General features: G+C 52.0%; 18 protein-coding genes. 12 read left to right on the top strand and 6 right to left on the bottom strand.

Features of this window, described 5'->3' with window-relative positions:
• Window positions 1–237 precede the first annotated feature (237 nt).
• Window positions 238–1488: a serine hydroxymethyltransferase gene (gene glyA / locus CKV66_RS08995; RefSeq protein ID WP_085363091.1), complete on the top strand. Its 1251-nt coding sequence runs from the start codon at window positions 238–240 to the stop codon at window positions 1486–1488.
• A gap of 192 nt (window positions 1489–1680) precedes the next feature.
• Here glyA and CKV66_RS08990 read toward each other — a convergent pair whose 3' ends face one another.
• Window positions 1681–2814, bottom strand: coding sequence for a PilT/PilU family type 4a pilus ATPase (locus CKV66_RS08990; RefSeq protein WP_085363090.1), 1134 nt, complete (start codon window positions 2812–2814; stop codon window positions 1681–1683).
• A gap of 152 nt (window positions 2815–2966) precedes the next feature.
• Here CKV66_RS08990 and CKV66_RS08985 point away from each other — a divergent pair, with 152 nt between their 5' ends.
• From CKV66_RS08985 to CKV66_RS08965, 5 genes are all read left to right on the top strand, one after another.
• Window positions 2967–3671, top strand: a complete 705-nt coding sequence (locus tag CKV66_RS08985; protein WP_085363089.1) for a 5'-methylthioadenosine/adenosylhomocysteine nucleosidase — start codon at window positions 2967–2969, stop codon at window positions 3669–3671.
• A 312-nt stretch (window positions 3672–3983) separates the two neighbouring features.
• Window positions 3984–4304: a DUF5339 family protein gene (locus CKV66_RS08980; RefSeq protein ID WP_085363088.1), complete on the top strand. Its 321-nt coding sequence runs from the start codon at window positions 3984–3986 to the stop codon at window positions 4302–4304.
• A 304-nt stretch (window positions 4305–4608) separates the two neighbouring features.
• Window positions 4609–8235, top strand: coding sequence for a transcription-repair coupling factor (gene mfd, locus CKV66_RS08975; protein WP_085363087.1), 3627 nt, complete (start codon window positions 4609–4611; stop codon window positions 8233–8235).
• A gap of 73 nt (window positions 8236–8308) precedes the next feature.
• Complete coding sequence (locus CKV66_RS12610; RefSeq protein WP_231990476.1) at window positions 8309–9289, top strand: hypothetical protein; 981 nt, start codon at window positions 8309–8311, stop codon at window positions 9287–9289.
• A gap of 244 nt (window positions 9290–9533) precedes the next feature.
• Window positions 9534–10070: an REP-associated tyrosine transposase gene (locus tag CKV66_RS08965; RefSeq protein ID WP_085363086.1), complete on the top strand. Its 537-nt coding sequence runs from the start codon at window positions 9534–9536 to the stop codon at window positions 10068–10070.
• 167 nt (window positions 10071–10237) lie between these two features.
• Here the strand turns inward: CKV66_RS08965 and CKV66_RS08960 are convergent, their stop codons facing one another.
• Window positions 10238–11707 carry a DASS family sodium-coupled anion symporter gene (locus CKV66_RS08960; protein ID WP_085363085.1) on the bottom strand — a complete coding sequence of 490 codons (1470 nt, stop codon included), beginning with the start codon at window positions 11705–11707 and terminating at the stop codon, window positions 10238–10240.
• A 582-nt stretch (window positions 11708–12289) separates the two neighbouring features.
• Between CKV66_RS08960 and CKV66_RS08955 the strand changes: the two genes are divergently transcribed.
• From CKV66_RS08955 to mobA, 3 genes are read left to right on the top strand one after another with little or no spacing between them, the layout of a single operon-like run.
• On the top strand, window positions 12290–12538 hold the full coding sequence (locus CKV66_RS08955) for a MoaD/ThiS family protein (protein ID WP_085363084.1): 249 nt from the start codon (window positions 12290–12292) through the stop codon (window positions 12536–12538).
• 4 nt (window positions 12539–12542) lie between these two features.
• Window positions 12543–13004: a molybdenum cofactor biosynthesis protein MoaE gene (locus CKV66_RS08950; RefSeq protein WP_095197872.1), complete on the top strand. Its 462-nt coding sequence runs from the start codon at window positions 12543–12545 to the stop codon at window positions 13002–13004.
• A gap of 3 nt (window positions 13005–13007) precedes the next feature.
• Window positions 13008–13592 carry a molybdenum cofactor guanylyltransferase MobA gene (gene mobA / locus CKV66_RS08945; RefSeq protein WP_095197871.1) on the top strand — a complete coding sequence of 195 codons (585 nt, stop codon included), beginning with the start codon at window positions 13008–13010 and terminating at the stop codon, window positions 13590–13592.
• A gap of 286 nt (window positions 13593–13878) precedes the next feature.
• Here the strand turns inward: mobA and galU are convergent, their stop codons facing one another.
• The 4 genes from galU to ampD form a co-directional block, all read right to left on the bottom strand.
• Window positions 13879–14751 (bottom strand): UTP--glucose-1-phosphate uridylyltransferase GalU, encoded by an 873-nt coding sequence (galU, locus tag CKV66_RS08940; protein ID WP_085363083.1) that lies wholly within the window; start codon window positions 14749–14751, stop codon window positions 13879–13881.
• A gap of 117 nt (window positions 14752–14868) precedes the next feature.
• Window positions 14869–17316, bottom strand: coding sequence for an NAD-dependent DNA ligase LigA (gene ligA, locus CKV66_RS08935; RefSeq protein ID WP_085363082.1), 2448 nt, complete (start codon window positions 17314–17316; stop codon window positions 14869–14871).
• Between the two features lie 220 nt (window positions 17317–17536).
• Window positions 17537–18805 (bottom strand): cell division protein ZipA C-terminal FtsZ-binding domain-containing protein, encoded by a 1269-nt coding sequence (locus tag CKV66_RS08930; protein WP_085363081.1) that lies wholly within the window; start codon window positions 18803–18805, stop codon window positions 17537–17539.
• Between the two features lie 54 nt (window positions 18806–18859).
• The gene (ampD, locus tag CKV66_RS08925) at window positions 18860–19465 is read right to left on the bottom strand and encodes a 1,6-anhydro-N-acetylmuramyl-L-alanine amidase AmpD (RefSeq protein WP_085363107.1); all 606 of its coding nucleotides are present in this window, start codon (window positions 19463–19465) and stop codon (window positions 18860–18862) included.
• A gap of 206 nt (window positions 19466–19671) precedes the next feature.
• Here ampD and mltG point away from each other — a divergent pair, with 206 nt between their 5' ends.
• The 3 genes from mltG (at window position 19672) to CKV66_RS08910 (ending at window position 22856) form a co-directional block, all read left to right on the top strand.
• Window positions 19672–20667 carry an endolytic transglycosylase MltG gene (gene mltG / locus CKV66_RS08920; protein WP_085363080.1) on the top strand — a complete coding sequence of 332 codons (996 nt, stop codon included), beginning with the start codon at window positions 19672–19674 and terminating at the stop codon, window positions 20665–20667.
• A gap of 170 nt (window positions 20668–20837) precedes the next feature.
• Window positions 20838–21464, top strand: coding sequence for a dTMP kinase (gene tmk, locus CKV66_RS08915; protein WP_085363079.1), 627 nt, complete (start codon window positions 20838–20840; stop codon window positions 21462–21464).
• Between the two features lie 132 nt (window positions 21465–21596).
• Window positions 21597–22856: a DUF2254 domain-containing protein gene (locus CKV66_RS08910; protein WP_085363078.1), complete on the top strand. Its 1260-nt coding sequence runs from the start codon at window positions 21597–21599 to the stop codon at window positions 22854–22856.
• Window positions 22857–23030 lie beyond the last annotated feature (174 nt).

Genomic DNA, 23030 nt, shown 5'->3' with positions numbered 1-23030 from the left:
ATCCATTTTGTAGGCTTTCGGCAGAGAAGGCCAGAGTAATTTTTACCAACAGAAAGAATGGCTTTTATCAAAATAAGGTATAACGGCAGGCCGGGAGAAGGGTAGGGAAGCCGAGGTTGCTATGAACCTGTTTTGTTGACAATATCTGATTTTTTCATCCGCGACGGCAATAAATTCAGTTACAATAGCTTGGATTTTTTGCTTGATTGTTCCCAACATCTGAAGGATGCCCAAACCATGTTTTCAAAAAGCGTAACCATTGAGAAATACGATCCCGAACTCGCCGCCGCGATTGCCAAAGAAGTGCAACGCCAGCAAGATCATGTCGAGCTGATTGCTTCGGAAAACTACGTCAGCTGCGCCGTGATGGAAGCGCAAGGCAGCCAGCTTACCAACAAATACGCCGAAGGCTACCCCGCCAAACGCTATTACGGCGGCTGCGAATACGTGGACATCGCCGAGCAACTGGCCATCGACCGCGTGAAAAAACTCTTCGGTGCCGAATACGCCAACGTGCAGCCGCATTCCGGCTCGCAAGCCAACCAAGCCGTGTATGCTTCGGTGTTGAAACCCGGCGACACCATCCTCGGCATGAGCTTGGCACACGGCGGCCACCTCACCCACGGCGCATCGGTCAACATTTCCGGCAAACTGTATAACGCCGTTACCTACGGCTTGGACGAAAACGAAGTGCTGGATTACGCCGAAGTGGAACGCTTGGCTTTGGAACACAAACCGAAAATGATTGTGGCCGGTGCTTCTGCCTACGCTCTGCAAATCGACTGGGCGAAGTTCCGTGAAATCGCCGACAAAGTGGGCGCATACTTATTTGTGGATATGGCGCACTACGCAGGCTTGGTGGCCGGCGGCGAATATCCCAACCCCGTTCCGTTTGCCGACTTCGTGACCACCACCACCCACAAAACCCTGCGCGGCCCGCGCGGCGGCGTGATTCTGTGCCGCGACAACACGCACGAAAAAGCCCTCAATTCCGCCATTTTCCCGAGCCTGCAAGGCGGCCCGCTGATGCACGTGATTGCCGCCAAAGCTGTGGCATTTAAAGAAGCGTTGGAGCCGGAATTCAAAGCATACGCCAAACAAGTGAAAATCAACGCCGCGGCCATGGCGGAAGAGTTGGTGAAACGCGGTTTGCGCATCATTTCGGGCCGCACCGAAAGCCATGTTTTCCTAGTAGATTTGCGCTCGAAAAACATCACCGGTAAAGCCGCCGAAGAAGCCTTGGGCAGAGCGCACATTACCATCAACAAAAACGCCATTCCGAACGACCCGGAAAAACCGTTTGTTACCTCCGGCATCCGCGTCGGCGCCGCTGCGATTACCACCCGCGGTTTCAGCGAAGCCGATGCCCGCGAGTTGGCCAACTTGGTTGCCGATGTATTGGAAAACCCCGAAGACCAAGCAACGTTGGCGCGTGTAGCCAAAGCTGCGACTGCTTTGTGTGAGAAAAATCCGGTTTACGGTGCTTGATTCGATTTAATCGGATAAATGATAAAGAGGCCGTCTGAAAATAGTTTTCAGACGGCCTTTAGATATTTGAGACTTTACCCGCTTGCTTCTGCAAGGTGCATCGGCATGGTTTACGGATGCCGATGCTGGGCGGAATTAAACGGTATCTTTCAAAAAGATGGGTAAAGCTTTATCGGGCTAGAAATCCCTGCTTTAAATCAACTCCAAGTCCGGCCCTGCATTTTGGGCGCGGCGGCTGCGTAGCTGGATGTCGAGGCGCAAGTCGTGGGCGGAGTCGGCATTCTTAATGGCGTCTTGGAAGCTGATGTGCCCGCTTTCATACAGTTCGTATAACGCTTGGTCGAACGTCTGCATGCCCAAGCTTTGCGATTTTTTCATGATTTCTTTAATGGAATGCACGTCGCCGTTGTGGATTAATTCGGCAATCAGAGGCGAATTCAGCAACACTTCCACGGCGGCCACACGGCCTTTGCCGCCTTCGCGCGGAATCAGGCGCTGTGAAATGAAGGCTTGCAGGTTGAGCGAAAGGTCGGTAAGCAGCTGGGTTCGACGTTCTTCCGGGAAGAAGTTGATGATGCGGTCGAGTGCTTGGTTGGTGCTGTTGGCGTGCAGCGTAGCCATGCACAAGTGGCCGGTTTCGGCGAAGGCAATGGCGTAATCCATGGTTTCGCGGTCGCGGATCTCACCGATCAAAATCACGTCGGGGGCTTGGCGCAGCGTGTTTTTCAGCGCGGCAAACCAGTTTTCGGTGTCCACGCCGACTTCGCGCTGGGTAATGATGCAGTTTTTGTGGCTGTGTACGAATTCGATCGGATCTTCGATGGTGATAATGTGGTCGAAGCTGTTTTCGTTGCGGTAGTCGATCATAGAGGCCAGCGAGGTCGATTTACCCGAGCCCGTGCCGCCGACAAAAATCACCAAGCCGCGTTTCTGCATGGCGATTTGTTTTAAAACCGGCGGCAGGTTGAGATTTTCAAATTTGGGGATGTTGCTGGTAATGGTACGGAATACCAAAGCCGTTGCACCGCGCTGAACCATGGCATTGACACGGAAACGGCTGGTGTCGGGCAGGCTGATGGCGAAGTTGCATTCGTTGGTATTGGTAAATTCTTCCATCTGTTTGGGGCCCATGATGGAGAACGCGATTTCCATGCAACGCTCGGGCGTGAGCGGTGTCTCGTTGATGCGGGTGATTTTGCCGTCCAATTTCATGGCCGGCGGAAAATTGGCTGTGATGAAGAGATCGGAGCCTTTGTATTTGTTTAAGGTTCTCAGCAGTGAATAGATTTCTTCTTTTGCGGGTAAAGGGTTTTCGTTTTCAACCATTGTTCAGCCTGTATGATAATTTGATAAAACGGACGTAATTATAACAAGTTCGGGACGGTATTTTAAGCGTGCGAATAAGGCTTTACAGAAGGTAGAGGAAATAATTCATTGAGGGTATAATCTTTGAAATGATTATTTATAGGAAAAGATAAATGTTTGAGCAGCAAAAAAGCGGTACGGTCGCGGTAATCGGCGCGATGGAGCAGGAAATCGAACTGCTGAAAAGTAAAATGGAGCAGGTAAAAACCGAATATTTCGGCAAATTTACCGTGTATTCCGGCCTTTTGTGCGGCAAGCATGTGGCTTTGGTGTTGAGCGGTATCGGCAAAGCAAACGCGGCGGCGGTGACTGCATTGGTTGTGGGCAAGTATGCGCCCGATTATGTGATTAACACCGGCAGTGCGGGCGGTATCGGGCAAGGTTTGAAAGTAGGCGATGTGGTGATCGGTACGCGCGTGGCGCATCATGATGTGGATGTGACGGCATTCGGTTATGTGCCGGGGCAGATTCCGCAAATGCCTGCCGAGTTTGAAAGCGATGCCGAGTTGGTGGACAAAGCTGTAGTGGCGGCAGATGCGTTTGACGGAGCCACGGTGCACAAAGGTTTGATTGTAAGCGGCGACCAATTTATTCACAGCAGCGAAAAAGTGGATTTTATTCGTCGCAATTTTAACGGCGTGTTGGCTGTGGAAATGGAAGCGGCTGCGATAGCGCAAGTCTGCTTTCAATTGGACGTGCCGTTTGTGACCGTGCGCGCAGTGTCGGATTCTGCGGACGAACAGGCTGACATCAGCTTTGATGAGTTTTTGAAAATCGCGTCGGTTAATTCTGCGCGTATGGTGATGAACTTGATTTAAGCTGTATTATTTATTGTATTGAGCGGATTGCCGTTGGAATAATCATGGTTCCAACGGCAATCCGTTTTGTTTTGCAGCAATTGTTTTCTTTTGATTTTCATATATTTAATATAGGCGCCTGAAACTTAGATCTAATTAATACACTCTTACGGCTTAAGCCTCGTTTTGCGGTTGTGAAAAAAGCGTGTGTACACGGTGAAAGCCGGCAATGTATGAAACGCAGCTTCATGGCTGAATATGCTTGGCTGTGCAAACAGAATGAATTCAATCGTTTTTATTTCGAAATGTATATCTCTTTAAGGAGTGTAGGTAATGAATAAAACTTTATTGGCTTTTGCCGTAATCGCTTTAGGATTGAGCGCATGTTCGGAGAAAAAAGAGGCTGCTCCTGCTGCTGCCGAGCCGGCTGCTGCTGAAAGCACGGCTAATTTGCATCCTACTTGTACAGAATATTTCAAACGTGTTGAAGCCTGTATGGGCAAAGCGGATAAAGCCGCTGCCGAGCAGGTGAGAGTAGGTTTGGAGCAAACTAAGCAGTCTATCGCCGCTGCGGACTCAAGCACTCAAGAAACGATTTGTAAGCAAAGCAACGACATGTTTGGCGAAACTGCCAAAGCCATGCAGTGCGAGTAATACAGTGTTTCAAACCCTGCCTCAGGCAGGGTTTTTTAATGGCTGTCGGACGGGAAGAGTGGGGCGGCTATGTCTTTTTGTGAATCATGCTCCGTTTTCTTTGGCAGGTATTTTCTGATAAAACTTTTGTCATTTCTCTTTGAGGCCGTCTGAAAATTTTGGTGCGGGCTGCGGCTGTTTCCCGCTGAATGGCGCTAACTTAATCTGATAAAATAAGCTTTTTTCAACACAGGCCGTCTGAAAACGGGTTTTGCGGGTTTCGCCAAAACTTTTTCAGACGGCCTAAACTGCTGTCCATACCGATATGAACCATCCTATCCCCACCCCCGCCCAAAAATCCCGCTGGCTCGGCCTTTCGCGCGGCAGCCTGCCTTTGATGCTTACCGAATGCCTGCCTGAACAACCTGTAAAAATCATTCTCACGCAAGATGTGGAGCAGGCTTTGCGGCTGCAAACCGCGTGGCAGTTTTTCCGCCCGCAGGATAATGCGGTGTTTCTGCCCGATTGGGAAACGCTGCCCTACGAACGTTTTTCGCCGCATCAGGATTTGGTTTCGGAGCGGCTTTCTGCCTTGTGGCAGATGAAAAACGGGCAGGCCGACGTGTTGGTGGTGCCGGTGGCCACCGCCATGCAGAAGCTCGCACCGGTGTCGTTTCTGCTCGGGCGCACGTTTTGGCTGAAAACGGGGCAAACGCTCGATATCGACGCGTTGCGTGAAAACTTGGTGGAGGCCGGTTACAGCAATGTTTCCAACGTGATTGCCGCCGGCGAATTTGCCGTGCGCGGCGGCATTTTGGATATTTTTCCGATGGGCGCGGAATTGCCGTACCGCCTCGATATGTTCGACGATGAAATCGACAGCATCAAAACTTTCGACCCCGACACCCAGCGCACGCTTGCTCCGGTAAGCGAAATCCGCCTGCTGCCCGCGCACGAGTTCCCCACCGATGACGACGCGCAAAAAATCTTCCGCAGCCGTTTCCGCGAAGAAATCGAGGGCGACTACAACGCCGCCGCCGTGTACAAAGCCGTGAGCAACGGCCATTTCGGTGCGGGCGTGGAATATTATCTGCCGCTGTTTTTTGAAAATGAATGCGCCACATTGTTCGACTATATCGGCGAAGAAGCCGTTGTCGTGTGTCTCGGCGACGTGCGCGCCGAAGCTGCGCGCTTTTGGGCGGACGTGAAAACCCGTTATGCGATGGCGCAGGGCGATGATGCTTACCCGCCTTTGCATCCACAGCATTTGTATCTCAGCGAAGACCAGTTTGCAGGCCGTCTGAAACCTTATCCGCAAATCCTGCCCGACTTTCACGGCAAGCAGCACCAATTGCCCGATGTGGCCGTGAACCGCCAATCCGAAACCCCGCTCGCCGCCCTGCACGGCTTTCAGACGGCCTTTGAGGGCAGAATTCTGTTGTGTGCCGAAAGCGCAGGCCGCCGCGAAACCATGCTCGGCTTTTTTGCTCAACACGGTTTGAAACCGAAAAGTGTGGACGGCTGGCAGGCATTTTTAAACAGCGATGCGCCGCTGTGCATTGCCGTAACGCAGTTGGCTTATGGGTTTCAGCTGCCGTCTGAAAACGCGGGCGGTGTTTCCGAATCGGCCGAACCCGTAGGTCGGATTCTTGAATCCGACAAAACACAATCAGCGCAAATGTCGGATACAAGTATCCGACCTACGGCAGCCCATCTTTCAGACGGCCTTTCAGGTAGCCTGTCTGAAAATGTTGGTCAGACACACGAACCGGACGAAGTAGGTCGGATTCTCGAATCCGACAAAACACAATCGGCACAAATATCGCGGCCTACAACCGGCCTCGCCGTCATCACCGAATCCGACCTCTACCAATACGTCGCCCGCAGCCGCACCGCACGCCGAAAGAAACACGCCCAAGTTTCAGACGGCCTTTTGCGCGATTTGGCCGAAATCAACATCGGCGACCCCGTGGTACACGAAGAGCACGGCATCGGCCGCTATATGGGCTTGGTCAGCATGGATTTGGGTGAAGGCAGCACCGAAATGATGCTGCTCGAATACGCCAACGAAGCCCAGCTTTATGTGCCCGTGTCGCAGCTGCACCTGATCAGCCGCTATTCCGGCCATGCCTATGAAAACGTGCAACTGCACCGCTTGGGCACCGCCGCGTGGAGCAAAGCCAAACGCAAAGCCGCCGAAAAAGCCCGCGACACCGCCGCCGAACTGCTCAATCTCTACGCCCAACGTGCCGCACAAGAAGGCTTTAAATTCCAGTTTAACGAATTGGACTACCAAGCCTTTTCAGACGGCTTCGGCTACGAAGAAACCGAAGACCAAGCCGCCGCCATCGCCGCCGTACTCAAAGACCTCACCCAAGGCAAACCGATGGACAGGCTCGTGTGCGGCGATGTCGGCTTCGGCAAAACCGAAGTCGCCCTGCGCGCCGCCTTCGTGGCCGTAATGGGCGGCAAACAAGTGGCCGTGCTCGCCCCCACCACGCTGTTAGTCGAACAACACGCACAAAATTTCAGCGACCGCTTCGCCGATTTCCCCGTTAAAGTCGCCCAGCTTTCCCGCTTCAACAGCAGCAAAGAAACCAAAGCCACGCTTGCCGGCATGGCCGACGGCACCGTCGATATCGTTATCGGCACGCACAAACTCGTGCAAGACGATATTCAATTCAAAAACTTAGGCTTAGTCATCATCGACGAAGAACACCGCTTCGGCGTGCGCCAAAAAGAGCAACTCAAACGCCTGCGCGCCAACGTCGATATCCTCACCCTCACCGCCACCCCCATTCCGCGCACCCTCAGCATGGCGCTCGAAGGCTTGCGCGATTTCTCGCTCATCACCACCGCGCCCAGCCGCCGTTTGGCCGTTAAAACCTTCGTCAAACCCTTCAGCGAAGCCAGCGTGCGCGAAGCCGTGCTGCGCGAACTCAAACGCGGCGGGCAAGTATTCTTTTTGCACAACGAAGTCGAAACCATCGAAAACATGCGCGAACGCCTGCAAGAGTTGCTGCCCGAAGCCCGCATCGGTGTCGCCCACGGCCAATTGCGCGAGCGCGAACTCGAACAAGTGATGCGCGACTTCCTGCAACAACGCTTCAACCTGCTGCTGTGTTCCACCATCATCGAAACCGGCATCGACATCCCCAACGCCAACACCATCATCATCAACCGCGCCGACAAATTCGGCCTCGCCCAACTGCACCAATTGCGCGGGCGCGTCGGCCGCAGCCACCACCAAGCCTACGCCTACCTGCTTACGCCCGAATACATCACCAAAGATGCCGAAAAACGCCTCGATGCCATTTCCGCCGCCGACGAACTCGGCGCAGGCTTCACGCTGGCCATGCAGGATTTGGAAATCCGCGGCGCAGGCGAAATCCTCGGCGAGGGGCAAAGCGGCGAAATGATGCAGGTCGGCTTTACCCTCTACACCGAAATGCTCAAACAAGCCGTGCGCGACCTCAAAAAAGGCCGACAGCCCGACCTCGACGCACCGCTGGGCGTAACCACCGAAATCAAACTGCACAGCCCCGCGCTCTTGCCCGAAAGCTACTGCCCCGACATCCACGAGCGCCTCGTTTTATACAAACGTCTCGCCACCTGCGAAACCGAAGCCCAAATCAACACCGTGCACGAAGAACTCGTCGACCGCTTCGGCCTGCCCGAACAACCCGTCAAAACCCTGATAGAAAGCCACCGCATCCGCCTGATTGCCAAAGAAATGGGCATAGACGCAATCGATGCCACCGCCGAAGCAGTTACCCTCACCTTCGGCAAACACCACAACATCGACCCCGCGCAGATTATCCTGCTGATGCAAAGCAACAAAAACTACCGCATGGCCGGCGCGGACAAATTACGCGTAAGCGCGGTGATGGAAGATGTGGAAACACGGATTCAAACGGTGAAGACGGTTTTGAAGAAGTTGGGGAAAAGATAGAGGAAATGTATTTTTGTTTAATTATTTTCTTTAAACTCAAATTCGTATAAGTTTTGAATATTAGAGTATGCATATGAATAACATATTGTTTAATTTATTCTTTTCTTTTTTATTATTTTTCATGGTAAATTGGTTTGGTAGAAGTTCAACAAAATTTGGATATTATCAATTGTCATTTAATGAAAGTGAGGAAAAACCAATATTTAATATGTTATATCGCTCTTTTACTCCTGTCATTTTCATATTAATATTATCAATTATTCTAAATCAATTAAATCTTTTTTATTTGACAAAAAACATTTATCTTACAGTAATGTTTTATTTTTTAATAAGATTTATTTTTATCTTTCTTATCGAAAGATCAAAAATCACAAATTGGGCAAAACACATCCTGATAGCTCTTATTTCTATACTCTTAGCATACGTAGTTTACAAAAATTTTATTGAAAAAAGGTATTTCCCATTACCAACCGAACAAGAGATTACGACAGCATTATGGTTTGCAATAATTGGTTATGTATATAAAGTTATTAATAATATCTCAATGTTATCTTCAAATGACAGTAGAAAAATAAATTATATAAAACATATGCACAATCATTTTTCTTGTAAATATGGTTCTGTTATTGACGAAGCAATTGGGATTGGTTTGGAAGAGATGTTTGTTGAAAAACAAAAGGCATTAATCTATTCGATTTTAATTTATGAAAACTTCAACAGGCACAGATTACACAGGCTTATAGAAAGATTATTTTTTTGGACTGGAAAAATTAAAACATCCGGTATTATGCAGGTAACTTCAGAGACATACTTATCTGATGAGGATAGCATAAAAAAAGGTGCTAATATTTTAATTGGCAAATACAATCAGGTATATGAAAAAGAATACAGTAATACTCAAAATAAGTATCATTGTTTCTATACAGCTAGGAGAGAAAGTATTAAGCATTATAATCCAGATCAATCATATATTGATGAGGTTGAATCTATTCACACTTTATTAGAAGATATTTATCCTAAATCTTCAGATATGTATGGATGCGAGGGCGAGTAATTAGCTAATTCTAATAGCTCCCATCATATTGAAATAAATTAGATTCCCATAAAATTACTTTTTACACTAAAACCATAGATGGCCTGATACCATATATATGTAGGGGGGGTATCCCTGCCCGCCGCTTGCGCGGGGAGCAAGACAACATAAGGTGATAACAGTATCTTGGTCAAACGGCGGGCAGGGATGCCCGCCCTACAAAATGGTAAGAGCCAATAAACAAAACACAAAAAAGGAAAACGTCATGCCCAATTTCCGCCGCCATTATGTGCCGGGCGGTATGTATTTTTTCACGGTGAATCTGAACGATCGTTCAAAGGATTATCTTATCCGCTATATCGACGAATTTCGGACGGCCTACCGTGAAACGCTGCGCCATTTGCCGTTTGAAACCGTGGCCGTCTGCATTTTGCCCGACCACTTTCATTGCATTATGCGCTTGCCCGAACATGACCGTGATTTTTCACGGCGCATTCAAAATCTGAAAATCAACTTCAGCAAACGGTTGCCCGAAGAAATCCGTTCGCCCAATACGGCCCAATCCAATAAGCGGGAAAGCGGGATTTGGCAAAGCCGTTTTTGGGAACATGCCATCCGAAACGAGCGGGATTTGGAAAACCATATTCATTACATTTATTACAACCCTGTGAAGCACGGTCATACCGAGAAAGTGTGCAACTGGCCTTATTCTTCGTTTCGTCATGACGTGGCTTTAGGCTTATTCGATGCGGCTTGGGGTGGCAATATGCCGTCTGAAATTCAAAATTTATATCACGATTAAGCCGTAGGGCGGGCATCCTTGCCCGCCGTCTACTCTCGGCAGAGCAAAAAACTCAAGATGGCAAGTGGTACAAGCTCGTACAAGTGAACGGCGGGCAAGGATGCCCGCCCTACATTACATTGAGGCCGTCTGAAATTTCAGACGGCCTCATTAACATAAACACTATGTTACCAATAACCTAAAACTTTCCACCAAACGCCGCCGATAAAAATGAATACCAGCAGGTTGACGACGCTCATCACGAAGCCGGCTTTCCACCACTCGCTGAGTGTGGTGTAGCCCGAACCGAAAATCACGGGCGACGTGCCGGTGGCGTAGTGGGTAAGCGTCATCATGATGCTGGAGGCGGCGGCCATCAACAGGGCGAACAGCATGGGCGGCGCACCCAAGGCGATACCGGCGGCGTAGAAAGCGCCGAGCATGGCGGTGATGTGGGCGGTGGTGCTGGCAAACATATAGTGCGCGTACATATAGGCCAGCAATAACAGTGCCGATGCACCCACCCAGCCCAAACCGAGATGTTCGATGCTGTTTTCCAATACGCCGGAAAACCATGCGATCAGGCCGAGTTTATTCAAGAAAGTGGCCATCATCACGAGTGCGGCGAACCAAGTTACGGTGTCCCACGCACTTTTTTCTTTGAGAATGTCGTCCCAAGAAAGCACGCCGGAAAGCAACAGCAGGGAAAGGCCGATAAAGGCGGTGGTGGTGGCATCGACTTTCCAACCGCTGCCGAACAGCATGGCAGGCACGCCCGCCCACAAGATCAGCAGCAGCGCGAAAATGCCCAGCATGATTTTTTCGCCGCGGTTCATTTTACCCAATTCTTTCAGCCGCTCTTTGGCAAACTGGGCGGCGTTCGGCGTTTCTTTGATTTCGGGCGGATAGATGAAATAGAGCACCAACGGCATCAAAAACATGGCGGCCAAGCCGGGCAGCAGCATGGCCAGCGCCCAAGTGCCCCAAGTGAGGTGAATGTCGGAGTTGGTGGCTTTGGCAACGATATCGACCACCAGCGGGTTGGGCGCGGTGGCGGTGATAAACATGGCGGAGCTGATGGGATTGCTGTGGTAGTTCACCAGCGCCAGATATTTACCGATGCGGCCTTGCGTGCCTTTTTCAGGGTCGGAATCGTAGCTGGAGGCAATCGCTTTCATCACGGGGTGGATGATGCCGCCGCCGCGTGCGGTGTTGCTCGGCGTAACGGGGGCGAGCAGCAGCTCCGACAAGGCCAAGCTGTAACCGATGCCCAAGGTTTTTTTGCCGAACAGGGAAATAAACAGATAACCGATACGCGCGCCCAAGCCGGTTTTCAGGATGCCGCGCGAAATCATGATGGACACGCCGATCAGCCAAATCAGAGGGCTGGCGAAACTGCTCAAGGCATCTTTAATGGCATCGGCGGGCTTTTCGGCGGTAACGCCGGTAACGGCCACCAGCATAATCGCCACCATCGAAAGTGCGCCGATCGGCATGGCTTTGCCGATAATGGCGGCAATCACGCCGACAAACATCGCCAGCAGATGCCATGCTTGGGGCGTTACGCCCTCGGGTACGGGAATCACGAACCAAATCAATAAGGCCAAACCTACTGCAATGGCAGCGGGTATCGGTTTGAAGCCGAGTTTGTTGTCCATATCGGTATCCTTTTTGTGTTTAAACGGGAAGCATAATGTGAATATGGTGTTGAGATAAAAATGCTTATTTATTCTACCGAAAAGGCCGTCTGAAAAGAACCGCGGCTTTCAGACGGCCTCGTCTCTTTAGCCGATGATTTGTTTGAGATCAAAAGCCGTTCGCATAGTTCGCTATATTTAGGACTTGGAGGGCGCTGAAAAAAATAGGGTAGGAATACGGTTTTATGCTGCCGCTTTTTCAATAAAAGTTTTGCTAAAAAAGGGGGTAAGAAAATACTTGTTTTGGCGTTTTTATCAACCGATAAAAACCGGTTGTTTGACCTATATCAAGCATAAAAACAGTATGGCGGTTTGCGAGAAAAAATAAAATTTTTCAGTGTGTTAAATATGCCAAAGTTAAACTTTAATCGAGCGGATTTACTGGAAGCTTGTTCTGTTTCGTGTAAAATCACACTTATAAAAAAGTGTATTTATCTTAACAAACTGAAACTTTATGTAATATACGGCAGGCTTGCAGCAGGGCGGCTGGAGAGGCTCTTGCGGGCGGCGTGTATTTGATGGGTTTCAAACGGTTCTGTGCTTATGATTACGATTTTATATTTCGGCGTGCTGAAGCAGGATTTGAATACTGCCCGTGAGTCTGTGGCGTGGCAGGGAGGAAGCGGGCGTGATTTGCTTGAGATGCTGCGGGCGCGCGGCAGTGATTGGGAGCGTGCGCTGACAGAGGGCAGGGTATTCCGCTTGGTAATCAATAAAAAAATCAGCACTTGGGAAGAGGAGATTCCCGACGGTGCGGAAGTGGGGCTGCTGCCTCCGGTAACGGGGGGCTGACGATATGAAGGCAGTAATCAGGGTTCAGACCGAAGATTTCAACCTGCAAAGCGAATACGATGCGTTGTTGGAAAAGGGAGCCAACACCGGTGCGGTCGCGGGCTTTGTGGGTTTAGTACGCGACCGCGATACCGAAACGCCTTTGGCGCATCTGTTTTTAGAGCATTATCCTGAAGTTACCGAAAACGAAATCGCCCGTATCGTTCAGACGGCATCGCAGCGCTGGCCGTTGAGTGCGTGTACGGTGGTTCACCGCGTCGGCAGTTTGTCGGCCGATGACCAGATTGTTTTGGTGCTGACGGCATCGGAGCACCGCAAAGCGGCATTTGCGGCTGCTGAGTTTATTATGGACTACTTGAAAACCGAAGCACCGTTTTGGAAGAAGGAAACTTTTTCAGACGGCCTTGAGCGTTGGGTAGAGGTCAAACAAAGCGATGCGGAGGCAGTGTTTCAATGGGAGAAATAAACAATGACGGTAAGTGCATTGATTATGGCCGGTGGAGAGGGCCGGCGCATGGGCGGGAAAGACAAAGGTCTGATGATGTGTCAAGGGAAAGCCTTTGTCGATCATGTGATAGATGCCCTCAGGCCGCAAGTCGACAATATTGCCATTAGCGCAAACCGCAATATCGAGGAATACGCCAAGCGTACGCCGCATGTGTTTGCCGATGCGCGCCAATGGCAGGGTTTGGGGCCGCTGGCGGCTTTGGGAACGGCAGCCAGTGATATCCAGTTTGCCAAGGCGGATTGGTTGCTGATTGTGCCGTGCGATACGCTGAGGTTGCCGCCCGATTTGGTGGAGCGTTTTCTTCAAACGGCGGGAAAGTCTTTTTCAACCCACGCGTTTTATGCTGAAACGCCTATGAAACAGCATTACAGCGTGATGTTTGTACGGCCGCAAACGCTTCAAAGTACGCCGGCTTATCTGCAAACGGGTTTGCGTACCATGCGCGGCTGGCTGGAGCAGGAGCATGCTTTGCCTGTAACGTTTCCGTTGGAAGAGGCGTTTGTTAATTACAATTCGCCGCAAGACATGGCAGCCGTGCCTTGTTAGATGTTGTGCAAGCAGCTTGAGGCCGTCTGAAAGCTAGCTATTCGAATAATGGCAGATACGATGGGAAAACAGGTCTAGCAGGCTGAGTTGGGGCCTTACAAGTGCTTTAGCCGTTGGTTTGTATCAATGATGCCGCTGCAAATCACGGTTCAACATGGAAATATTGGGAAAAGCGTAAGCACCTCAATGTAATGAACTATCGGGAAAACGCAGGGCCGTCTGAATTTTCAGACGGCCCTTTATTTGTATGATGCGGTTATCAGTTGTTAAACCATCATCTTGGTACTTAGAGCTTTTCTGCGTATTGTTTCAGCAACTCGCGGAAAGCGTCGCCGGTTTCGGGGTGTTTCAAACCGTAGGCGAGGGTGGCTTCCAGATAACCGATTTTGCTGCCGCAATCGTAGCGCGTACCTTCAAAAGCATGTGCCAGCACAAACTCGTGATCCAGCAGGCGGGCGATGCCGTCGGTAAGTTGGATTTCGTTGCCTGCGCCGCGCGGCAGGTTGGTGAGCAGGTCGAAAATACGCGGCGTGAGAATGTAGCGTCCGACCACGGCCAGATTGGAAGGCGCTTCTTCGGGCTTCGGTTTCTCAACGATATTGGTGATGCGCTTGTAGTTTTTCAGATTTTCGATTTCAACGATGCCGTATGAACCGGTTTGCGACGGATCGACGGTTTCTACGCCCAAAACGCTATTGCCGGTTTGGTTGTAGATATCCACCATCTGCTTCAATGCGCCTTGCGGTGCGTCGATCAAGTCGTCGGCCAGAATCACGGCAAACGGGTTGTCGCCGACAGCGGCTTTGGCACACAGTACGGCGTGTCCCAACCCCAATGCTTCGGCTTGGCGGATATACAGACAGGTAATTTCGGGGGGGAGAATATCTTTAACGTGGGCAAGCAGTTTTTCTTTGTTGCGGTATTCCAGCTCGGTTTCCAACTCGTAGGCTTTATCGAAGTGGTCTTCTATACTGCGTTTGTTGCGGCCGGTTACGAACACCATTTCGGTGCAACCGGCGGCCACGGCTTCTTCTACGGCATATTGGATCAGTGGTTTGTCGACGATCGGCAGCATTTCTTTCGGGCTGGCTTTGGTAGCCGGCAGAAAGCGGGTGCCCATACCGGCAACGGGGAATACGGCTTTTTTAATCGGTTTCATTATGTCTCCTTAAATGTGCTTGGCAATACGACAAGTTTTTAATAATAAAGTTTGAAATGAGTTCCAAATTTAAGCGATAAATTTTGTACCGCCTTCATCATTAATGCGGTTTTATCCTCAAGCCAATAAAGTCATCAACTGCGCTTCATCCAACACCGCCACCCCCAGCGCATGGGCTTTTTCCAGTTTGCTGCCCGCCGCTTCGCCCGCGACCACATAATCGGTTTTTTTCGATACGCTGCCGGACACTTTCCCGCCCGCCGCTTCAATCATGGCTTGTGCTTCGTCGCGTTTCAGAGTCGGCAAAGTGCCGGTAAACACGAAGGTTTTACCGGCAACGGCTTGGTTGAGGCCGTCTGAAACGGATGCTTCGTTTTCAGACGGCATTTGTTCCAGAAACTGCCGCATAGACAATAAAAGGGCTGCATTTTCGGGTTGGTTGCGCCATTGCTGCCAGTCGGCATTCAACGCATTGTCGTTCAATAGGCCGTCTGTATTTTTGCCCGCCAAATCCCACAAGGCGGCGGCTTTGGTTTCGCTGATTTTGAAACCGGGCAGGCGGCTGAGCCATTTGGCCGGAGTAACATATTGGGAAAGGGGCAGGGTAACGGTTTGGTTTTGTGGAACAACGCCTACGGCAAGCAGTTCGTCTATCATGGCCTGCTGCTCCGGTTGGGCGAAGAAATGGGCGATGGAACGGGCAACGATGGCACCGATGTCGGGCAGGCAGGCCAGCACGGGTTCGGGGGCACGGCGCACGATTTCCAGCGTGCCGAAGGCTTGAGCCAGCGATTTGGCCGTGCGCTCGCCGACATGGCGGATGCCGAGGGCGAACAGAAAACGGGCGAGTTCGGGCTGCTTGCTGGCTGCGATACCAGCGAGAATGTTTTCCGCCCATTTGGTCGGCGACTGTTTTTTAGACGTTGTTTTGAGGCCGTCTGAAACTGTGCCGCCGGTGTCCGCAGCCTGCTCTTTATCGGCGTTTTCTTTCATCAACTGCAAAGTCGGTACGTCCAAACGGTAGAGGTCGGCGAAATGCTGCACCAGATTTTGGGCGACCAACTGCTCGATTTGGCGTTGTCCCAAGCCTTCGATGTCCATCGCTTTACGCGAAGCAAAATGAATCAGCCCTTGCGCGCGCTGGGCTTGGCACAACATGCCGCCGCTGCAACGGGCCACGGCTTCGCCTTCTTCGCGTTCGATTTCGCTGGCGCAGATCGGGCAGTGTTCGGGCAGGCGGTATTGGGGATAAACGGGCTGCTCGGTGGCGGTTGCGGCGGGTTCGGCAAACAAATCGTTTTGCAGGCCGTCTGAAACGGTTTCGGCAATAGTTTCGGCAATGGTTTGCATCGGGCGGCGTTCGAACACCACGCGCACCACTTCGGGAATCACGTCTCCCGCGCGGCGCACTACCACGGTATCGCCGATGCGTACGTCTTTGCGCTGCGTTTCGCCTTCGTTGTGCAGCGTGGCGTTAGTTACGGTAACGCCGCCGACAAACACCGGCTGCAAGCGGGCGACGGGGGTAACGGCACCGGTGCGGCCGACCTGCACATCAATCGCCTCAACCACGGTTAAGGCTTCTTCGGCGGGGAATTTGTGCGCGATGGCCCAGCGCGGCGCGCGGGAAACGAAACCCAAAGTTTCCTGCTGCGCCAAGCTGTTCACTTTTACCACCATACCGTCGATTTCATACGGAAGTTCGGGGCGTTTTTGCGACATGTGTTCGTAAAATGCCAGTATTTCGGCGATATTCGGGAAAACGCCGAATTGCCCGTGCGGCAGGCTGAAACCGAGTTCGGACAAATAAGCCAGCTCCTGAATGTGCTCTTCCAAACGTGCGCCGCCTTCGATGCGGGCGATGCCGTAAGCGAAAAAATGCAGACGGCGTTTGGCGGTGATGCGCGAATCGAGTTGGCGCAGGCTGCCTGCCGCGGCATTGCGCGGGTTGGCAAACAGTTTTTGGTTGTCGGCAGCCTGTTTCTCGTTTAAGGCGGCAAAATCCGCTTTGAGCATCAGCACTTCGCCGCGCACTTCAAGCAGCGAGGGCAGGTTGTCGCCGCGCAGTTTCAGCGGGATATTGGCAATGGTTTTGATATTTTGGGTAACGTCTTCGCCGGTGGTGCCGTCGCCGCGCGTGGCCGCCTGAACCAGCACGCCGTTGCGGTAGAGTAGGCTGATGGCGAGGCCGTCGAATTTGGGTTCGATAACGTATTCGGGTTGAACGCCGGATAATCCGCCGCGCACGCGCTCGTCAAACGCCAGCATTTCGGCGTGATCGAATGTGCCGTTTTCGTCTTGCGGCGAAAAAGCATTGTTCAGCGACAGCATCGGCACGGTATGGCGCACGCTTTCAAAGCCGTCCAAAGGCATACCGCCGACGCGCTGGGTGGGGCTTTCGGGCAGGCGTAAATCGGGGTGGGCGGCTTCTAGGGCTTCGAGTTCGCGGAAAAGCCGGTCGTACTCGGCATCGGGCACGGTGGGTGCGTCGAGGGTGTAGTATTCGTAGGCGTAGCGGTTGAGCTGTTCGGTAAGTTCTTGAATGCGGCGGGCGGTGTTGTTCATGGATGAGGCCGTCTGAAAAAGGTAAGCGGTTTTTCAGACGGCCTCTGGTTTTCGTGAATAGATGCTGAAGGCCGTCTGAAACAGATAGGCCGTATTGTATAGAAAAAGGGGCTGTCTGCCATGCCCCTTCTTGATATAGGCATGTTTCGGCAAATAAAAAAGGCCGTCTGAAAAGTTTTCAGACGGCCTTTGATGATGGTTTGCGCTGCTGTTGCGCAGATTAAGAGAACAGGCGTTGTGCCAATTGTCCGCTCGGTTCGATACCGACTTTTTTCATTTCGTCCTGACGGGCCAGCACATAGCTGCGGACATCTTTCAGCCATTGGGTGGACAATTCTTCCAGTTTGTCGTTTACCAAATCCAAGCCCAAGTTGCTGGAGAGTTTGACGGCCAAATCCATGAAGCGGTTGAACTGTTTTTCGCCCGCGGGTACATGCGGGATGTCGAACAGCATGCTGAAGCCGCGGTAGGTTTGGCTGTCGAGCAGGCTGGAAGTGAAAGGCGAGTTGTCGAGCGTAACGATGGTAAACAGCGGTTCGCCTTTTTCGTTGGGGAAGTGGAATGCGCCGTCCACGCCCAGTTCAAAGCCCAATTGTTCAACGGCGGAGCGCAGTTCTACGCCGCTGACGGTGCCGCGCGAAACCAAGTGCATGGCGATGGTTTGATCAACGCGGGCGCACAGTTCGTCGAGCGGGCGGGCGACGTTAAGGAAGGTTTCCACATCGGTGAGCAGCAGCCCGCCGTTCATTTTCTCGGCAAACTGGTTAACCTGCTCGCCGAATTGCTCCAGCTCTTGAGTGGTGGCCAAGCCGCTGCGGCTGATGGATTGCAGGCCGATGATAAAGCCTTGGTAATACACGCTGGGAATCGGCTCGGCGATCTGGAAGCGGTCGTCCATGGTGCAGCCGGCGATTTGGAAGCGGTGGCGGCTGGAGAGACGGGGAATGGTGTGCAGCTCTTGCGGTTCGCTCAGGGAAATATAGGCCATGTAGTCGAAACGCGGGTCGAACCACGGCAGCTCGAGTTTGGGGAGGTCATGCAGGTCGAGCAGCAGTTTGCGTTTGCCGTGAAGTTTGGTTTGGGAATAAACGGGTGCGGCCACGCGTTTGAAATCGTAGGCGGCATCGGCTTCTTTTGTTTCCGGTTCGATAACGCTTTCTTTGAAGTCGTCTTCGTACTCGATTTCCACATCGGGTTTGTTGGCGGCGGCTTGTGAAACTTTGGCGGCAAACAAGTCGTCTTTAGGTTCGAATGCGGGAGCGGAAATGTCTTTTTGGCGGACGGGACGCAGAGGCACGCCGGTTTGGTCTTGCGATTTGCCGTCGCGCACGAAGTCGGTTTTGCTGCCGAGCAGGGCGTCTTTATCGGAATGGCCGAACTGGCGGCGTACCTGCTGGCGGTACTGGTTTTCTTGATACATGTTGTAGGCGATGACACCAAGGATGATGACAAGGGCTAAAACGATAATGATCAGGATTGTTTCATTCATAAGTTTGAAAACCTGTGTTGATGGGTTGAACGGTGCATTATGCCGGGATTATAGCTAAATTTGTGCTTCATTACAGCTTGAGGCCGTCTGAAACTGCGGATTATTTTCTGTGCGGACGATGTTTATGCCGCTTTCATGTATTTTAGACCAATTGAAAAAATGACCGGGGTCACTTTTTCTGTCTGGTGCAATATCCTGATGACCGGTAACGGCTTCGATGGGATAGCGGTCGCAGAGGGTTTGCAGAAGCCGGTTAAGAGATTGGTATTGGGCTTCGGTAAACGGTTCGAAATCACAGCCTTCCATTTCGATGCCGATGGAGAAGGTATTGCATTTTTCGCGCCCGCGGAAAGACGACACTCCGGCATGGTAGGCCATGTCGTCGCAGGAAACGAATTGTACGGTTTCGCCGGTGCGGGTGATGAAAAAGTGGCTGGAAACGCGCAGCCGGTGGATAACGCTGAAAAACGGATGTGCGTTGGGGTTGATGCTGTTGGTAAATAATTGTTCTACCGCACCGTTGCCGTATTCGAACGGGGGCAGCGAGATGTTGTGCACGACGACCAGTGCAACGGTTTCGTTGTCGGGGCGGGGCGAGAAGTTGGGCGAATCGGTGCGCCGTGCAGGCTGCCACCAGCCTTGTTGCCAGTTGTTTTCCATCATCGGGTTTCTTTGCAGGGGCTGTTCAGACGGCCTTTATATAGGGAGGCCGTCTGAAAACGGTTGGTTTGTTCAGACGGCCTTTTGTCGGAAAATCAACGGCCGCTCCGAAGCTTGGGCGATAATTTAAAATTTACAGGAATTACCACTCGCGGCGGCTTTTACGTTTTATACTGTCGCCGAATTTCGATAGGACGAATCCTACCATGTTGAAAAAATTGTTTAAATGGCTTGCCGGCCTTTTTGTTTTGTTGGTTGCCGCATGGTCGGCTTTGTTGTTTATACCGAAAGACAACGATAAAGCCTACCGCGTTAAAGTTGAAAAAAATCAAGGCATTGCTTCGGTGAGCCGCAAGCTGGCCGACGACGGTGTGATTTACAACCGCCATGTGGTGTTGGGTACGGCGTATCTGCTCGGCGTGCATAACCGTTTGCGCACAGGTACTTACCGTCTGCCTAAAAAAGTGTCTGCCTGGCAGATTCTGCAAAAACTGCGCGGCGGCCGCCCCGATTCGGTAACCGTGCGGATTGTAGAAGGTATGCGTTTCTCGCAAATGCGCAACATCATCAACAACACCGCCGACATCGAGCATGAAACCCGCGGCTGGAGTAATGAAAAGCTGCTGAAAACCATTGATCCCAACCCGTTGAGCGACAACCCGGAAGGGCTGTTTTTCCCCGACAGCTACGAAATCGACGCGGGCAGCAGCGACCTTCAAATTTATAAAACCGCCTACCGCATGATGCAGCGCAATCTGCAAGCGGCGTGGGATGAGCGCCAAAGCGGGCTGCCGTATCAGAATCCTTATGAACTGCTGATTATGGCCAGCTTGATTGAAAAGGAAACCGGCCACGAAGCCGACCGCCGCCACGTTTCCGCCGTGTTTGCCAACCGTATTGCCATCGGCATGCGCCTGCAAACCGACCCTTCGGTGATTTACGGCATGGGCAGCGCGTATAACGGGCGCATCCGCAAAGCCGACCTGCAACGCGACACGCCTTACAACACCTACACCCGCGCCGGTTTGACGCCGACGCCGATTGCTTTGCCGGGCAAGGCCGCGTTGGAAGCCGCCGCCCATCCTTCGCAGGAAAAATATCTGTATTTCGTATCGAAAATGGACGGCACGGGCTTGAGCCAGTTCAGCCATACTTTAGACGAGCATAATGCTGCGGTACGCAAATATATTCTCAAGCGTTGATGCGGGCGCATCTTGAAACTAGGCCGTCTGAAAGCGGGCTTGGCGGGTTCGCTAAAACAGCTTTCAGACGGCCTTAGCGTTATAATGCAGCGTTTTACCGTAATGTGTTTTCAGACGGCCTTGATGGAACTGTTCCGCAGAGGCCGTCTGAAATTATCTGAAAGCTTTGTATGCAAGCACAATTCATTACTCTCGACGGCATTGACGGTGCGGGTAAATCCACCAATCTGGCCGTGATTAAAGATTGGTTTGAACGCCGAAAGCTGCCGGTTTTGTTTACGCGCGAGCCGGGCGGCACGCCGGTGGGCGAGGCTTTGCGGGAGATTCTGCTCAACCCGTCCACCCAAGCCGGCCTGCATACCGAAACGCTGCTGATGTTTGCCGCGCGCTGCCAGCATATCGAAGACGTGATTCTGCCTGCGCTCGAACGCGGAGTGAATGTGGTTTCAGACCGCTTTACCGATGCCACATTCGCTTATCAGGGCGGCGGGCGCGGGGTGCCGCTGGAAAAAATCGCCGTGCTGGAAAACTGGGTGCAGGGCAGTTTGCGGCCGGATTTGACGATTTTGCTCGATGTGCCTTTGGAGGTGTCGATGCAGCGTATCGGAAAAAGTCGCGAAAAAGACCGTTTCGAGCAGGAAGAAGCGGCGTTTTTTAACCGGGTGCGCGAGGTTTATTTGAACCGAGCCGCCGCTGCGCCTGAGCGTTATGCCGTTATCGACAGCAGCAGAAGCCCCGAAGACGTGAAAAGCGGCATCGAAGCCGTGCTCGACCGCCATTTCTCTGCGCACGGATAAGTTTTTCAGACGGCCTCTTGCCGTTTTAACCAAACAACAACCGCCATTCCGACAGGGGTCAGACGGTTTGTTTGGATGCAGCACACACTTTAATCATTAAGATAAACACAAGATAAAAGGACAATAACCATCATGATGTACCGCTGGATTCTGGCATTTAAAAAGCCGAGCAACAGGTTGTGGGTAACGCCTGCTTTGTGGGCGCTGGTGGCCGTTTTGTTTGCATTCGGCGCACGTTTGGCCACTATTTGGCTGCCCGCGGGGATTTTCCCGCAAATCAGCTTGGCCACCCTTGAAAGCCTGTTGGAAGTGATTGCTTCCAGTATGCTGGCGGTGAGTACGTTTTCATTGTCGATTATGGTGTCGGCCTTCTCGTCGGCCGCCAACGGTGCCACGCCGCGCGCCACCGAGCTGGTGATGAGCGACGACAACACGCGCACGGCGATTGCCAGCTTTATTTCCGCCTTCATCTACGCCATCATCGCCAAAACCGCTTTGGGTATGGAGTTTTACGGGCAGAACGGGCGTTTTGTACTCTTTGTAAGTACCGTGCTGGTGTTGGTATATCTGATTGTGACCCTCATCCGCTGGGTACATACCATTTCGCAATTGGGCGGCATGGCGCACACCGTGAATAAAATCATGAAGGCGGCTGAGGATTCATTGGAAAAATACCGTGCCAACCCGAACATGGGCGCCGGTTGGCGCGGCTCGTGCAGCCACCATGCCCGCATGGTTAAGGCAGGCTTCAGCGGTTATCTCACGCATATTGATATGTCCACGCTGCAAAACCGCGCCGAAAGCGCTGATGTGCGCATTCATATTTTGGTGCGCCCGGGCGAATTGGTCGGCCACGATACGCCGCTGATGTTGGTGGAAGGCGGCGAAGTGGAAAGCGAAGATTTGCTGAAATGCTTCGTGTTCGGCGGCACGCGCGGCTATGATTTCGACCCGAGCTGGGGCTTTGTGGTGTTGAGCGAAGTGGCGCAACGGGCTTTGTCTCCGGCGGTGAACGATCCGGGCACGGCTATTAATGTGATGACGGGCATGATGCGTATTTTGACCGAGCAGCCGCCTGAAAACGAACCGGGCGATAAAGCAGACAAATACGACCGTTTGTCGATTAAACCCGAAGAAACCGGCAAATGGGTAGAAGAAGCGTTTTACCCCATCGCACGCGACGGCGCCGGTATTTTGGAAGTCGGCATCGTGATGCAGAAAGTGCTGGCAGGCATTTGGCGCAATGCTCCCGAAGCCGGTGTGTCGCAAGCCGCGGCAAAAGTGGCGGAACGGTCTTTGCAACGCGCGTTGAGTGAAATGTCTTTCGAGCCGGATGCGGAAGAGTTGCGCGCCAAGCATGAAGCTTTGTTTGGTAAGAAGTTGACTGCTTAAGATTCGTGTATAGAAAGCAAGCCGAACCTTGAGGCCGTCTGAAAATGTGTTTTAGCGAAACCCGCCAAGCCCGTTTTCAGACGGCCTTTGTCTTTGCTTAGTCTTATGAAAACAATAAAACCATGTTGAAGCAAATGCCGTTTTAGCAAATACAGCTTTGTGTGATTTTCACAG

The organism is Neisseria zoodegmatis, assembly GCF_900187305.1.
Classification (GTDB): domain Bacteria; phylum Pseudomonadota; class Gammaproteobacteria; order Burkholderiales; family Neisseriaceae; genus Neisseria; species Neisseria zoodegmatis.
Note: the sequence above shows the minus strand (reverse complement) of the source record. Positions and strands in the feature narration are given on the sequence as shown.